The sequence below is a fragment of the Luteimonas deserti genome (assembly GCF_013425765.1).
GTDB lineage: Bacteria > Pseudomonadota > Gammaproteobacteria > Xanthomonadales > Xanthomonadaceae > Luteimonas > Luteimonas deserti.
In genome coordinates this window covers 63,963-79,418 of the sequence record NZ_JACCJZ010000016.1, presented here as the reverse complement: position 1 = coordinate 79,418, position 15,456 = coordinate 63,963, and the positions used below count along the sequence as shown (strand labels likewise).

Here is a 15,456-nt window from a genome sequence, read left to right as displayed (position 1 = left end):
GGGCAGGGCGCACGGCAACAGCGGTATCGGCGACACGGCAACACCCACAAAACCTAGAAGAACGTCGGACGCACGGCGACCCGACACCAACAACAGAGGACGACGGACATGGCACATTTCGAACTCGTGGAAAAGATGGCACCCAACGCGGTGATCAAGGTCATCGGCGTGGGCGGCGGCGGCGGCAACGCGGTCGCGCACATGGTCAACAACAGCGTCGACGGCGTTGAGTTCATCACCGCCAACACCGACGCGCAGGCGATCAAGAACTGCGGCGCGAAGCTGCAGCTGCAGCTCGGCAGCAGCGTCACCAAGGGCCTGGGCGCAGGCGCCAACCCCGAAGTCGGCCGTCAGGCCGCACTGGAAGACCGCGAGATCATCATGGACGCGCTGCAGGGCGCCGACATGGTCTTCATCACCGCCGGCATGGGCGGCGGCACCGGCACGGGCGCAGCCCCGGTCGTCGCGCAGCTGGCCAAGGAGATGGGCATCCTGACCGTCGCCGTGGTCACCAAGCCGTTCCCGTTCGAAGGCCGCCGCCGCATGCAGGTCGCGCTCAAGGGCATCGAGGAGATGTCGGCGCACTGCGATTCGCTGATCACCATTCCCAACGAAAAGCTGATCACCGTCCTCGGCCGCAACGCCACGATGATCCAGGCCTTCCGCGCCGCCAACGACGTGCTGCTGGGCGCCGTGCAGGGCATCGCCGACCTGATCGTCCGTCCGGGCCTGATCAACGTCGACTTCGCCGACGTGCGCACCGTGATGTCCGAGATGGGCCTGGCGATGATGGGCACCGGCCACGCCCGCGGCGACGACCGCGCGCAGGCCGCAGCCGAGGCGGCGATCCAGAATCCGCTGCTCGACGACGTCAATCTGGCCGGCGCCAACGGCATCCTGGTCAACATCACCGCCGGTGCGGATTTCACGATGAGCGAGTTCGACGAGGTCGGCCGCACCGTCGAGAACTTCGCCAGCGAGGACGCGACCATCGTCATCGGCACCGTGCTCGATCCCGACATGCAGGACGAGGTCCGCGTGACCGTCGTCGCCACGGGCCTGAACCGTGCGCCTGCGCGCGCTGCCGGCTTCACCGAGGGGACGGCCCGTGGCGGCAAGCCGCAGGTCCAGCTGATCAGCAACAACCAGCGCGGCCTGCGCGACGGCACCACCGGCATGCTGATCGACGACGAGGGCGACGCCGTCTCCGCCTACAGCCCGGGCCACAGCATCGCGGCCTCGCTGCGCGGCAATGCGGCCCAGACCGGCCGCGCGGTGCCGGCGGCGCGCAACGAGGCTGCGGATGCGCCGAAGGTGGCCGACTTTGGGACCGACAGCTATCTCGACATCCCGGCCTTCCTGCGTCGCCAGGCCGACTGAACGCAAGCGCGGTCCGCGATGTGCCGTCGGCCTGCCGGTGGACGCATCGGACCGCCCGCCTGCCGTGTCCGTACGAGGCAGGTGAGTCCGTGCTGTCGTACCTCGCAACAGCGAGGGCGCGTTGTCCGCGCACCCTCGATTTGCGTCCGTCGGGCCTCGCGGCCCGGCGGACGGTTTTCACCCGCAGCGCCGTTCCGGCTGCGTTGGAGCGCGGCGGACTTCCGTTCAGGTTCAGCCGCCTGCGTGATAATCTGCCCCCCTTCCGATGACGGCCCTGCTGGCGGCGACGTCCGGAACCTCCTCCCCCGGAATGCCCATGCCCCGCCAACGCACCATCAAGAACGTGATCCGCGCGACAGGCGTCGGCCTGCACAGCGGCGAGAAAGTGTTCCTGACCCTGCGTCCGGCAGCCCCCGACACCGGCATCGTCTTCCGTCGGGTCGATCTCGATCCCGTGGTCGAGATTCCTGCCGACGGCAATCTGGTCACCGAGACCACCCTGTGCACCGGCCTCACCCGGGGCGAGGCCAAGGTGCAGACGGTCGAACACCTGATGTCCGCTCTGGCCGGCCTCGGTGTCGACAATCTGTATGTGGAACTGTCGGCGGCCGAAGTGCCGATCATGGACGGCTCATCGGGTCCGTTCGTGTTCCTGCTGCAATCGGCCGGCGTGGTCGAGCAGGAGGCACCCAAGCGTTTCATCCGCGTACTCAGGCCTGTCGAGGTGCGCGAAGGCGACAAGATCGCCCGCTTCGAACCGTACGACGGGTTCAAGCTCGATTTCACGATCGAATTCGACCATCCGGCCATTCCGCTGGCGCAATCGCGCGCCGAAGTGGAGTTCTCCACCGAGGCCTATATCCGCGAGGTCAGCCGCGCCCGCACCTTCGGCTTCATGCGCGATCTGGAGTACATGCGCGAGCGCAATCTCGGCTTGGGTGGCTCGATGGACAATGCCATCGTGCTCGACGAATTCCGCGTGCTCAACGACGACGGCCTGCGCTACGTCAACGAGTTCGTGCGGCACAAGATTCTCGATGCGGTCGGCGATCTGTATCTCGCCGGGCATCCGATCCTCGGCCTGTTCAAGGGTCACAAGTCCGGCCATGCGCTCAACAACAAGCTGGTGCGGGCGTTGCTCGAGGAGCGTTCGGCGTGGGAAACGGTGACCTTCGACCGGCAGGCCGCGCCGCCGGTCGCGTACGGCACTCCGGTCCCGGTCTGACCAACATCCGCGTCGTCCGAAGTGTGACGTCCAGCGCGGTCTTAACGAATATCTAACGAAATCGGCCTGAATCATCGGCGGCCGCTTAACTTTCCGCCGGCGCGACGCCGGTAGGATGCCCCGTCTCCTTCACCCGGCCTTGACGCCGGCGCGGGAGCAGGGTTCCGATTCAGTCCGCCGCATCGTCCTTCGATGGACGCAGCGACGCCAGCACCGCCTGCAAGGCCTCACGGGAGGCCGCAGACGGGGCGCCTCCCGCGGGAGGCGTACCCGCGCCGACCGGCGCGGGACGCAAGGCCTGGGTCGAGGTCCTGACGACGATGTCGCTGACATCCAGCCCGATGGACCGGGCGGCGTCGAGCAGCACATCGGCCGACAGGCGCAGCCTGGCGTGCCAGATGGGCGAATCGACGAGGAACACCAGCCTGTTGCGGTCGACGTTGGCCAGCCGCGCATGCGGCGCCAACGCCTGAGGCAGCAGGGGAACAAGGCGGCGGTCCAGTGCGTCGAGCCACATGGCACGGCGGATCGGATCGGCCGACGCGCCTCCCAGTGCCGCCTCGAGCGCGGCAGTCGGCACGCCGATGCGGGGAGGCTTGGACCTGGACCGGAAATCAGACATTGGCACGATGACAGTCAACAACCTCATGAATGATATGCGCCTGCGCCTGACGCAGGTGGCCCGCAAGACCCGTCTCCTCGCACGCCGCCGCCCCGTTTCGATGGCGATCGTGATCGCCGCCGCCGGCATGTGCGGTGCCGCGACCATGAACTCGGCCGAGATGGCCCGCCTCAACCACGTCGCCGCCCAGCACGAGCGCAGCCTCGAGGACACCCGGCGCGAGGCCCAGCGCGAGATCAACGCCCTGGCCGCCCGCATGGGCGAGCTGCAGGCCCAGGCCAACCGGCTCAACGCGCTCGGCGACCGGCTGGCCCGCGGTGCGGGGCTGGACGGCGGCGAGTTCGACTTCGACCGTCCGGTCGGCATCGGTGGCCCCGGGTCCGCGTTCGACATGCCCGCGCCGCGCCTGCTGCACGGCCTCGACGCGCTCGACGGCGATCTCGCCAGTTCCGGCCAGCAGCTCTCGGTGCTGGAAGCCCTGCTGTTCGATCGCACGCTCGAGCAGAACGCGCGCCCGTCGCGCTCGCCGGTCGCCAGCACATTCGTCACCTCGTCCTACGGCTACCGCGCCGATCCCTTCGGCGGTGGCGGCCAGTTCCACAAGGGCATCGACTTCGACGCCCGCACCGGAGATCCGGTGATGGCGGTGGCCGACGGCGTGGTGAGCTATTCGGGTGTGCGCGGCGGCTACGGCAACGTGGTCGAGGTCGATCACGGCAACGGCTTCGTGACCCGCTATGCGCACAACTCGCGCAATGTGGCCAAGGTGGGCGATCTGGTCCGGGTCGGCGACGAGATCGCCAAGGCCGGTTCCACCGGCCGCTCGACGGGCGCGCACGTGCATTTCGAAGTGTGGGAAAACGGCCGGGTGCAGAACCCGCGCAAGTTCCTCGGCGACATGGGCGTGCGCCGCCAGTAGGCGCATTCCGGCCGGCTGCACGTGCCGGCCGTTCCTGGAATCGCCCCCGGCCGGCCCCGGAAACCTTTCGTCGTGCCCGCCGGCCCCGTGCAGCGGGCGCGTGGACGCGCCGGTCGGCCTGTCAGCGGATGATCCGCACTGCGTCTCGGTCGGCGTGGGGAGGGCTGGCGACGACGCGAGGCCCGCCAGGATCGGGCCGGGTCGCCGTGCGAGAGATGGCGAGGTGAATGCCCACGAGCGCCTTGCGCTCCGGGTGTCGTGTCGCAGGCGCTCCGGGACGCACTGCGACGACAGCCTGTCGCCTGCACATGCGGCTCCTCGCTCCGGTCATGCGCGGTCCAGCGCTCCTGGCACACGCAGGCGCAGGTGCAAGGCGGTGCCCTGCAGGACGTCGCTGCTCGCCGGGCCTGTACGGCGCCGCCGCCCGGCGCTCGTCGGCGCGAGCCAGAGGCTCGCCAACGTCGTTCCGCGTTCCGACCCTGCGCGGCGCAGCCGCTCCGGCGCTCGTCCCGGCGCGAGCCGGTGGCTTGCAAACGCCGCTCCTCGCCCCGAGCTACAATGCCTGTTGCCAAATCGAAGGGGCGCCGAGCGCCCTTTCTTTGTTGCGGGCCCGGCGAAAACCGTCCGACGTCCGCATTCCGTTTACCGACCCGGACCTCCAATGCTCAATCGCCTGCTCACCAGCGTCTTCGGCAGCCGCAACGACCGCTTCGTCAAACAGCTCGAGAAGATCGTCACCAGGATCAACGCGCTGGAGCCGCAGATGGAGGCGCTGTCCGACGCCGAGCTGCAGGCCAAGACGCCGGAGTTCAAGAGCCGCGTCGCCAACGGGGAGACCCTCGACAAGCTGCTGCCGGAAGCCTTCGCGGTCTGCCGCGAGGCCAGCCGCCGCGTGCTGGGCATGCGGCCCTACGACGTGCAGCTCATCGGCGGCATGGTGCTGCACATGGGCAAGATCGCCGAGATGCGCACCGGCGAAGGCAAGACCCTGGTCGGCACGCTGCCGACCTATCTCAATGCGCTGGAAGGCAAGGGCGTCCACGTCGTGACCGTCAACGACTATCTGGCCCGGCGCGACGCGGCCCAGATGGGCAAGCTCTACAACTGGCTGGGCCTGTCGGTCGGCGTGATCTGGCCGGGCATGCCGCACGGCGAAGCCAAGCGCGAGGCCTACCGCGCCGACATCACCTACGGCACCAACAACGAGTTCGGCTTCGACTACCTGCGCGACAACATGGCGCTGTCGAAGGCGGACCGGTACCAGCGCGGGCTCAACTACGCGATCATCGATGAGGTCGACTCGATCCTGATCGACGAGGCGCGCACGCCGCTGATCATCTCCGGCCCGGCCGACGATTCGCCCGAGCTCTACATCAAGGTCAACCGCATCGTGCCCTCGCTGGTGCGTCAGGAGACCGAGGACGGGGACGGCGATTTCTGGGTCGACGAGAAGGGCAAGCAGGTGCATCTGTCCGAAGCCGGACAGGAACATGCCGAAACGCTGCTGCGCAAGGCCGGCATCCTCGGCGAGGACGACAGCCTCTACGCGCCGCAGAACATCCACGTCGTGCATCACCTCAACGCCGGCCTGCGCGCGCATGCGATCTACCAGCGTGACGACCATTACATCGTCCGCGATGGCGAGGTCATCATCGTCGACGAGTTCACCGGCCGCACGCTGCCGGGCCGGCGCTGGTCCGACGGCCTGCACCAGGCGGTGGAAGCGAAGGAGGGCGTTCCGGTCCAGCGCGAGAACCAGACGCTCGCCAGCATCACCTTCCAGAACCTGTTCCGCATGTACGGCAAGCTCTCGGGCATGACCGGTACCGCGGATACCGAAGCCTTCGAGTTCGAGAGCATCTATTCGCTCGAAGTCGTGGTGATCCCGACCCATCGCCCGATGATCCGCAAGGACGCGCCCGATGCGGTGTTCCTCAACCGCGCCGGCAAGTACCGCGCGGTCGCGCGCGAGATCCAGGCCGCGCACGAACGCGGCCAGCCGGTGCTGGTCGGCACGACCTCGATCGAAGTCTCCGAGCTGCTCAGCGAACACCTGCGCAAGGAAGGCATCCACCACGAGGTCCTCAACGCCAAGCAGCACGAGCGCGAGGCCCAGATCATCGCCCAGGCCGGGCGCCCGGGCGCGGTGACCATCGCCACCAACATGGCCGGCCGCGGTACCGACATCGTGCTCGGCGGCTCGCTCGAGAGCGAGCTGGCGCAGCTCGAGGCCGAGGCCGGCGCGCCGGTCGACGAGGCCACCAAGGCCCGGCTCAAGGCCGAATGGCAGGTGCGCCACGACGCGGTCAAGGCGGCGGGCGGCCTGCACATCCTGGGCACCGAGCGCCACGAATCGCGGCGCATCGACAACCAGTTGCGTGGCCGTTCGGGCCGTCAGGGTGATCCGGGTTCCAGCCGCTTCTACCTGTCGCTCGAAGACAACCTGATGCGCATCTTCGCCGCCGACTGGGTGCAGAAGGTCATGGCGCGCATGGGCCTGCAGGAGGACGACATCATCGAGTCGCCGCTGGTCACCAAGCAGATCGCCAACGCGCAGCGCAAGGTCGAGGCGCACAACTTCGACATCCGCAAGAACCTGCTCGACTTCGACGACGTCAACAACGACCAGCGCAAGGTGATCTACGGCCAGCGCGACGAACTTCTCGATGCCGAGAGCGTCAAGGACAACATCGACGGCATCCGCGCCGACGTGGTCGCCGGCATCGTGGGGCGTTACGTGCCGCCGCAGTCGATCGACGACCAGTGGGATCTGCCCGGCCTGGAGTCGGAGATCGAACGCGAGTTCGGCGTGCGCCTGCCGCTGGTGGACCTGGCCTCGTCGCGCCAGGAGCTCGACGCCGAGCAGATCACCGAGCACGTGCAGCAGGAGGTCGACCGCCTGTTCGCCGACAAGGAGGCGCAGCTCGGCCCCGAGACGATGCGCATGCTGGAGAAGCACATCATGCTCAACGTGCTCGACCAGGGCTGGAAGGAGCATCTCGGGCGCATGGACTATCTGCGCCAAGGCATCCACCTGCGCGGCTATGCGCAGAAGCAGCCCAAGCAGGAATACAAGCGCGAGGCGTTCGAGCTGTTCTCGGAGATGCTGGACAAGGTCAAGCTCGACGTGACCACCATGCTGGCCCGCGTCCGCGTGCGCAGCGAGGACGAGATCGCCGCGCTGGAGGCCGAGGAGCGGCGCCAGATCGAGGCCAAGCTCAACCAGGCCCAGTTCCAGCACGCCGATGCCGGCGGCTACGGCGCCGACGAGGAAGCCGAGGACGTCCGCGCGGCCGGCCAGGCCGGGGCCCAGGCGCCGATCGTGCGCGATGGAGCCAAGGTGGGCCGCAACGACCCATGCCCATGCGGCAGCGGCAAGAAGTACAAGCACTGCCACGGCCAGCTGAGCTGAGTCCAGCCGGCCGCATCGGGACGAGACCGCCGCGCATGCGGCGGTTTCCATGTGCGGCGGTCGATTCCCGCGTGCGAAGCGGTGATGCCGCACGGGTCGGGTCTGGAAGCGATGGGCCAGCTTGCGGCTGACAGCTGGCGATCCGCGGCGAGCGGCGGCTGCCGTCGCGTCGCGCGGCCGTTGCAGTGCTGCCGCGTCCGGCGCCGTCCGGCCGCGGCGGGGCCCGCGTCCACTGCGCGGCGACGTCCGCGGCACCGGTCCGGGTGAAGGCAGATGCCGTGGGCGACCGCGGGATGCCACACCCGCGCATGGCGTCGGCGAAGCGCGGCGTGCTCGGCCTGTGCGCTCCGGCGCAGAGGATGCCCGATGCGCCCGCATCGCCGAGCGCACTCCCGACCGGGCGGCGGCCGGCAGGGCCGTAAGGAGGAGGGGCCCTGGCGCGCGGCCCATCTGGCCCGCACATTGCGTGCCCCGCGCGAGCGTCCCGTGCGGCCTCCCGGGGCGCGAACGCCCGGTCACATCGAGCGGCCGGCCGCCGGTCCGCGCCGCGAAGACACCCCGGCCGTCACGAAACGGTCGATGGTCGACGCTCCGTCGCGCAGCGAGGTGGCTCCGGGTGCATCACCAGGGCGCAACCCGAGGTCCGGCAGGCCGGATGGAGAGGGCGGGACGCCGACGTGCCGGTCCGGCGCATTGGCATCCGACGGCCCTGCAGCCTACCCTTGCCGCCTCCCGCACCAGAAGACCGCATGAGCGAGCGCAGTATCGAGGTGGTGGCCGGCGTCATCACGGATGCGCGAGGCCGCATCCTGCTCTCGCGGCGCACGCCGACCCAGGATCTGCCGGGGCTGTGGGAGTTTCCGGGGGGCAAGCGCGAACCCGGGGAAGCCGCCGACCACGCTCTCGCGCGCGAGCTGGACGAAGAGCTCGGGATCCGCGCGGTGATCGGCGCGCCCTTGATCGCCGTGCCACAGGCCTATCCGCACAAGCGGATCCGTCTCGACGTCCGCCACGTCGCCCGCTGGACCGGCACGCCACGTGGGCGGGAAGGACAGGCGCTGGCGTGGGTCGCGCCGGAGCGACTCGGGCGCTACTCGATGCCGCCGGCCGATCTGCCGGTGGTCGCCGCGCTGCGCCAGCCATCCGCATATCTGGTGACGCCGGAGCCCGGCGACGACGACGCCGAATGGCTCGCAGGCCTGGACCGCGCGATCGCCCGGGACGTGCGGCGGGTGCAGATCAGGCTGCACGGCATGCCGCCGTCGCGACAGGCGCGGTTGCTCGGCGAGGCCGCCACGCTGTGTGTCCGGCGCCAGGTGGACGTGCTATTCAACGGCGCGCCGGCGCTCGCCCGTGCGGCCGGGGTGGGCGTGCACCTGTCGTCCTCGGCGCTGCGCGGGATGCGTGAACGCCCCGTGCCCCCGAGCGTACGCCTGGCCGCCTCCTGCCATTCGCTGGAGGAACTGCGGATGGCGGAGGCGCTGGGTTGCGATTTCGTCGTGCTGGGGCACGTCCACGCCACGCCCAGCCACCCGGGTGTCCCGGGGATCGGCTGGCCGGCATTCGAGGCGCTCCGCGAGCACACGGCCCTGCCGATCTATGCCATCGGCGGACTGGCGCCGGCCGATCTCGACGAGGCCCGCCGCCACGGCGCGCAGGGCATCGCGGCGATCCGGGGACTGTGGGGCGCCGCCGACGCGTGAGGGCGTGTGGCGCCGTGCTCGCGCGTATGTCGTGGCTGATCCGGGGCAATCCGGCGCGCACGTCGCGCTCGCCAGGAGGTTCGCCGGCAGCGGCGGGCACGCGCCGGCGCATCGAAGTCGGCCATCGTGGAGAACCCGACCACCCCGCGTCTGACCGGTCGCACGACGCGCGCTCGGGGGCTGGTGACGGGTCCGCCTCACCGCGTGGCAGCATTCCACCCGCGAGGCGCTCGCCCTCCGGGCGGAGCGACGTTCCCACACGCCCCGAACCCACCGCCGAGGCGCCTCGGTCACTCCCTTAGCGGGGGGCGCATCGACGCGTATGTCCTGTCGGGAAACGGCCTGCATGGACGTGCCACGCGCCGCGCGTTCCGCCGGATGGCCGGGCATGGCAGACGCGCAGGCCTCCGGCCGACCTGTCGCCGCGACCCGCTTGCTAAGGCTGTAGGGCCATCCCGGCTGCCAGCGCCCGATACCGCTGGTCGAGCGCCGCGACGCGCGCGTCGAGCGCCGCCAAGGTGGCGTCATTGGGCAATACGTCGTCGGCGATTGCCAGCCGCGCGTCGCGGCTCGCCTGGGCCGAGATCATCCGGGTCGCCAGCGTGTGGTCGATCCCGTCCCGCGCCAGCAGGCGGTCCATCTGCAGCGCGACCGGCACGTCGATTACAAGCACGCGGTGCAGCCAGGGGTAGGCCGCGCGGCCCCCCTCCGCGAGCAGCGGAATCGCGGCGATCGCATACGGGCTCCCGGCCGCCTCGCAGGCCGAACGCAAGGCCTCGCGCACCCTCGGGTGGATGATCGCCTCGAGCTGTGTCCGCGCTTCGGGGTCGGCGAAGATCCGCTCGCGCATCGCGCGGCGGTCCAGACCGCCATCGGCGGCGAGGGCGCCCGCGCCGAAACGGGCCACCACCGCCTCCAGCCCCGCGCTGCCAACAGCCACCGCCTCGCGCGCCGCCAGGTCGGCATCGGCCACCACGATGCCGTGGGCTTCGAACGCCCTCGTCGCTGCGGTCTTGCCCGAGGCGATGCCGCCGGTGAGGCCGATGATCAGGCGGCTCATCCCACGCGACCGGCTTATTGCAGCCCGGTCAGGCGCAGATAGCGCCCCATGATGTCGTCGCCCCACATGAAGGTCACCCAGCCGGCAATGGCGAGGTAGGGGCCGAAAGGGATCGGCGTGGCGCGGTCCCGGCCCTGCACGGCCAGCATGATCGAGCCGATGACGGCGCCCGCCACGGCCGAGAGCAGGATGATCGGCAACAGGCCGACCAGTCCGCACCAGGCGCCCAGTGCGGCCAGCAGCTTGAAGTCCCCGTGGCCCATGCCTTCCTTGCCGGTGGCCTGCTTGAACAGCCACCACACCGACCAGAGGCTCACATACCCGACGATCGCGCCGAGCAGGGCCGGCTTGGCGGGCATGTAGAGGTTGTCGAGGCTGGCGATCAGGCCGAGCCACATCAGCGGCAAGGTCAGGGAATCGGGCAGCAGCTGGGTGCGGATGTCGATGCCCGAGAGCGCGATCAGGAAGCTGGTCAGCACCAGCGCACCGAAGCCCTGCCAGCCGAAGCCGAAGCGCCACACGCAGGCGACGAACAGCAGCATCGTCAGCAGCTCGACGGCCGGATACTGCAGCGAGATCCGCTTCCCGCTGTGACGCGAGCGTCCGCGCAGCATCACGTAGCTCAGGACGGGAATGTTCTCCCACCACGCCAGCGGCGTGCCGGTCTCCGGATCGTGCGAACGCTCGACCACGATCCCCGGGGGCGGCGGGTCGTACAGCTCGGGCTCGCCGAGGATCTCGCGCGAGTCGCGCTTCCACTGCCACTCCATGCGGCGCGGCAGGCGCAGGATCACCACGTTGAGGAAGCTGCCCACCAGCAGGCCGAGGCCGGCGGCGAGCGGGTAACCCAGGGCGGGGTTCTGGTCGAGAAACGCCATCTATACAGTCAAATGCAAGCCGCGGGCGTCAGACGACGGCCGCCAGCTTGAAGATCGGCAGGTACATGCCGATGACCATGCCGCCGACGAGACCACCGATAAATACCATGATCATCGGTTCAAGCAGGCTGCTCAAGGCATCGACGGCGTTGTTGACTTCTTCCTCGTAGAACTCGGCGACCTTCATCAGCATCGTATCGAGGGCACCCGCTTCTTCGCCGATCGCAGTCATCTGTACCACCATGTGCGGGAACAGGTTGACCTGCTTCATCGCCATGTTGACCTGGTAGCCCACCGATACGTCGTCGCGCATGCGCAGCACGGCTTTCTCGTAGACGGTGTTGCCGGTGGCGCCGGCCACCGTGTCCAGCGCTTCGACCAGCGGCACACCGGCGCGGAAAGTTGTTGCCAACGTGCGCGCGAAGCGGGCGATCGAGGCGTTGTGCAGCAGCGGGCCGATGACCGGGATCTTCAGCATCATCCGATCGATCGCGTGCTGCATCGGCACCGAGCGCTTATAAGTGAAGATAAAGGCGAACGCCCCGCCCGCGGCGAGGCCAAGCACCACCCACCAGTAGCTGACCATAAATTCACTTGCCGCCACGATCATCTGGGTGAACGCGGGAAGATCAGCGCCAAAGTCAGCAAACACCGCCTCGAACTGCGGCACCACGAATATCAACAGAATCGCACTGACGATAATTGCCACCGCGATGACCGCCGCCGGGTAGAACAGGGCCTTCTTGATCTTGCCCTTGAGCTTCTCGGTGTTTTCTTTATATGTGGCGATGGTGTCGAGCACTGTCTCAAGGACACCGGCGGATTCACCGGCTCGCACCAGATTCTGGAACAGCTCGTCGAACTGCACCGGATGCTTGGCCAGTGCCTCGCTGATCGAAGAGCCGCCTTCGATATCGAGGCGCATGCTGTTGACCATGTCGGCCATGCGCGGGTTCTTGTTGCCCGACCCAATGATCTCAAGGGCCTGCACGACCGGCACTCCTGATTTGATCATCGTCGCCAGCTGGCGGCTGAATACCGCGATGTCCTTGGCCGAAATCGTCTTGCCGGTCTTGCCGAACAGGGGCTTGCCCTTGGCCTTGACCACGCTGGGCTGGATACCCATTCGTCGCAACTCGGCGCGCAGCAGATTGGCGTTTTTCGCCTGCTGCTCGCCCTTCATCTTGGTGCCACGCTTGTCGGTGCCCTCCCAGACGAACGTGTCCAAGGTCACGCCTGCGCGGACGGGAGCGGCGGCGGCGGGCTTGCGGGCAACGGTTTTCCGTGCGGCAGTACGTGAAATCGACATGCGGGCCTTCCCCAAGGAACCGGCTTTCCCCAGCCGGGCAGATGCCCGCATGGTAGCGGGTTACGCGCAAAAGTGGGCCCCTGCGCCGTGACGGGCGGCCGCTTTCCGACGTCGGGCACCCTTCAGAGAGGCAAAGAGCTCCTCCCGGGTCGTCGAATCGCTGCACCGCGGCCGGGCCCGGTGTTCTCCGGACGCGGCTGGATCTTCCCCGGTCAGCCTGCGCGCCGACACGCTGCGCTGGATCAGCAGACACTCAATCCTTTGTGACCCGGTTGATCTCCGCCAGGCTGGTCAGTCCCTGGCGAGCCTTCTCGAGCGCGGACTGTCTGAGGTCGCGGACCCCCGACTTTTGCGCCACTTCAGCAATCTGCATCGCATTGCCGCCCTGCAGGATGATCTCCTGGATCGACTCGGACATCGGCATCACCTGGTACACGCCCACGCGGCCCTTGTAGCCGTTGGTGCATTCGTCGCAGCCCACGGCCTCGTACAGCTCGATACCGGCGCGGACCTGGTCTTCGGTGAAGCCCTCGCTCAGCAAGGTGTGCTCCGGCAGATCGGCGCGCTTCTTGCACTTGGGGCAGAGTCGACGCGCCAGGCGCTGCGCAATCACCAGGGTCACGGACGAGGTGATGTTGTAGGGCGCGATGCCCATGTTCATCAGGCGTGAGATGGTCTGCGGCGCGTCGTTGGTGTGCAGGGTCGAGAGCACCATGTGGCCGGTCTGCGCCGCCTTGATCGCGATCTCGGCCGTCTCCAGATCGCGGATTTCGCCGACCATGATGATGTCCGGGTCCTGGCGCAGGAACGAGCGCAGCGCCGCGGCGAAGGTCATGCCGCGCTTGTTGTTCTGCTGCACCTGGTTCACGCCTGGAAGGCGGATTTCCACCGGATCCTCGGCCGTCGAGATGTTGCGCGTCTCGTCGTTGAGAATGCCGAGCGCGGTATACAGCGACACCGTCTTGCCCGAGCCGGTCGGGCCGGTCACCAGGACCATGCCGTAGGGCTTGTGGATGGCCTCGAGGAACAAGGCCTGCTGGTCGGGCTCGTAGCCCAGCTTGTCAATGCCGAGCTTGGCCGCGCTGGCGTCGAGGATACGCAGCACCACCTTCTCCCCGAACAGCGTGGGCAGGGTGCTCACGCGGAAGTCGATCTGTTTGGTCTTCGACAGGTTCAGCTTGATTCGACCGTCCTGCGGCACCCGCTTCTCGGCGATGTCGAGCTGCGCCATGACCTTGAGGCGCGCGGTGATGCGCTGGTTGAGCTTGACCGGCATCTTCGCCGACTGCTTGAGGATGCCGTCGATGCGCAGACGCACCCGGTAGTCGGTCTCATAAGGCTCGAAATGGATGTCGGAGGCGCCGCGCTTGATGGCGTCCACCAGCACCTTGTTGACGAATTTCACGATCGGCGTGTCGTCCTTGCCGTCGGCGACGTTCTCGATCTTGCTGCCGTCGTCATCGCCGCCGACATCCAGGCCCTCCAGACCCTCCGAGTCGTCCAATGCGTCACCCAGGCTGTCGGAGGCCTGGAGCCACACCTCGAGCGTCCTGCGGATGCTGTCCTCGTCGACCAGGATGGGCTCGACGGTGAGGTTGGTGTGGAACTTGATCTCGTCCAGCGCATGCGCGTTGGTGGGGTCCGCGGTACCCACGAAGAGTCGACTGCCCCGCTTGAACAGCGGCAGCACCCCGTGCTTGCCCAGCAGTTCCTCACTCACCAGCTTGACCGCGCTCAACTGCCCATCCATCGCGGCCGGATCGAAGACCGGCATGCCGAACTCGATGGAATTGGCCGCGGCCATCTGCGCGGCCGTCACCAGCTTCTGTTCGCGGAGATAGGCGGCGATCTGCTTACGGGCGGCGGTAGCCTTTTCCAGCGCCTCGCGCGCGGCTGCCTCATCCAGAGCGCCGTCCAGCACGAGGCGGCGGGCGATGCCGGTGATGCCGATCAGGTTCGAGGTGGCGACAGCGCTCATGGGGCGAATCCAGTGGGGCTGGGCGCACTTTACTGCATGAAAACCGCGGGGTGCAGGTCGGCGGCTTTGCGCCGGGGCGCCGCCGCGCTACGCTCCGTGCCGGGAAAGGGGAGCGCGATGCGGATTTCGGTGGTGATGCCGGCCAAAAACGAGGCCGAAGGATTGCGCAAGACCCTGCCGCGGCTCCGCGAGCTCCAGCCGGGCGCCGAGATTGTCGTGGTGGACGACGGCTCGATCGACGACACTGCCGCGGTTGCCGCGGAGTACGGGGCCCGCGTGGTCCAGGCACCATACTCGATGGGTAACGGCGCGGCGATCAAGCGTGGCGCCAGGGCGGCAGTCGGCGAGGTATTGGTCTTCATGGACGCCGATGGACAGCATGATCCGGCCAACATCGAAGCGCTGCTCGAACGCCTGCGGGCGGGCTATGACATGGCCGTGGGGGCCCGCGATGCCTCCGGACAGGCCAGCCGTAGCCGGGGCGCGGCGAACGGTTTCTACAACCGGCTTGCCAGCTGGATGACGGGGCACCGAATTGCTGACCTCACTTCGGGCTTCCGCGCCGTACGTGCCGACCGGTTTCGCGAGTTCCTTCACCTGCTGCCCAACGGCTTCTCCTATCCCACGACTTGCACGATGGCGTTCTTCCGCAGTGCCTACCCCGTGGCCTATGTGCCGATTCCGGTGGCGCAGCGGATCGGCAAGAGTCACATCCGGCCGATGCGGGACGGCATCCGATTTCTGCTGATCATCTTCAAGATCGCGACGCTGTACTCGCCATTGAAATTGTTTCTACCGGTGGCGTTTGCGTTCTTCGGCATCGGCTTGACTTATTACGGATGGACCTTCGCGTCCGCCGGTCGCTTCACCAACATGAGCACCCTGCTGTTTAGCGCCTCGGTGATTATCTTCTTGATCGGATTAATTTCCGAACAGATCACCAATCTGACTTATCGCCGTGACGGCTGAC

At 68.1% G+C, this 15,456-nt stretch carries 11 protein-coding genes; 6 read left to right on the top strand and 5 right to left on the bottom strand.

Annotated elements, in window-relative coordinates:
• Positions 1 to 108: 108 nt before the first annotated feature.
• Positions 109 to 1,380, top strand: a complete 1,272-nt coding sequence (gene ftsZ / locus H0E82_RS08685) for a cell division protein FtsZ (protein WP_180545067.1) — start codon at positions 109 to 111, stop codon at positions 1,378 to 1,380.
• 316 nt (positions 1,381 to 1,696) lie between these two features.
• The gene (gene lpxC, locus H0E82_RS08680; protein ID WP_180545066.1) at positions 1,697 to 2,605 is read left to right on the top strand and encodes a UDP-3-O-acyl-N-acetylglucosamine deacetylase; all 909 of its coding nucleotides are present in this window, start codon (positions 1,697 to 1,699) and stop codon (positions 2,603 to 2,605) included.
• A 169-nt stretch (positions 2,606 to 2,774) separates the two neighbouring features.
• Here lpxC and H0E82_RS08675 read toward each other — a convergent pair whose 3' ends face one another.
• Complete coding sequence (locus H0E82_RS08675) at positions 2,775 to 3,227, bottom strand: DciA family protein (protein WP_180545065.1); 453 nt, start codon at positions 3,225 to 3,227, stop codon at positions 2,775 to 2,777.
• A gap of 7 nt (positions 3,228 to 3,234) precedes the next feature.
• Between H0E82_RS08675 and H0E82_RS08670 the strand changes: the two genes are divergently transcribed.
• The 3 genes from H0E82_RS08670 to H0E82_RS08660 all read left to right on the top strand — a co-directional run bounded on the left by H0E82_RS08670 (position 3,235) and on the right by H0E82_RS08660 (position 9,261).
• Complete coding sequence (locus tag H0E82_RS08670; protein WP_180545064.1) at positions 3,235 to 4,146, top strand: M23 family metallopeptidase; 912 nt, start codon at positions 3,235 to 3,237, stop codon at positions 4,144 to 4,146.
• 661 nt (positions 4,147 to 4,807) lie between these two features.
• Positions 4,808 to 7,558 carry a preprotein translocase subunit SecA gene (secA, locus tag H0E82_RS08665; RefSeq protein ID WP_180545063.1) on the top strand — a complete coding sequence of 917 codons (2,751 nt, stop codon included), beginning with the start codon at positions 4,808 to 4,810 and terminating at the stop codon, positions 7,556 to 7,558.
• A gap of 749 nt (positions 7,559 to 8,307) precedes the next feature.
• A complete protein-coding gene (locus tag H0E82_RS08660) occupies positions 8,308 to 9,261 on the top strand; it encodes a Nudix family hydrolase (RefSeq protein ID WP_180545062.1) in 954 nt (317 codons plus the stop codon).
• Positions 9,262 to 9,697: 436 nt separating this feature from the next.
• Here H0E82_RS08660 and coaE read toward each other — a convergent pair whose 3' ends face one another.
• The 4 genes from coaE to pilB all read right to left on the bottom strand — a co-directional run bounded on the left by coaE (position 9,698) and on the right by pilB (position 14,486).
• On the bottom strand, positions 9,698 to 10,321 hold the full coding sequence (coaE, locus tag H0E82_RS08655; RefSeq protein ID WP_180545061.1) for a dephospho-CoA kinase: 624 nt from the start codon (positions 10,319 to 10,321) through the stop codon (positions 9,698 to 9,700).
• A gap of 14 nt (positions 10,322 to 10,335) precedes the next feature.
• The gene (locus tag H0E82_RS08650) at positions 10,336 to 11,199 is read right to left on the bottom strand and encodes a prepilin peptidase (RefSeq protein ID WP_180545060.1); all 864 of its coding nucleotides are present in this window, start codon (positions 11,197 to 11,199) and stop codon (positions 10,336 to 10,338) included.
• Positions 11,200 to 11,227: 28 nt separating this feature from the next.
• The gene (locus H0E82_RS08645) at positions 11,228 to 12,508 is read right to left on the bottom strand and encodes a type II secretion system F family protein (protein WP_180545059.1); all 1,281 of its coding nucleotides are present in this window, start codon (positions 12,506 to 12,508) and stop codon (positions 11,228 to 11,230) included.
• 253 nt (positions 12,509 to 12,761) lie between these two features.
• Positions 12,762 to 14,486, bottom strand: coding sequence for a type IV-A pilus assembly ATPase PilB (pilB, locus tag H0E82_RS08640; RefSeq protein ID WP_180545058.1), 1,725 nt, complete (start codon positions 14,484 to 14,486; stop codon positions 12,762 to 12,764).
• Between the two features lie 117 nt (positions 14,487 to 14,603).
• Here pilB and H0E82_RS08635 point away from each other — a divergent pair, with 117 nt between their 5' ends.
• Positions 14,604 to 15,455: a glycosyltransferase family 2 protein gene (locus tag H0E82_RS08635; protein WP_180545057.1), complete on the top strand. Its 852-nt coding sequence runs from the start codon at positions 14,604 to 14,606 to the stop codon at positions 15,453 to 15,455.
• The last annotated feature ends 1 nt before the right edge of the window (position 15,456 follow it).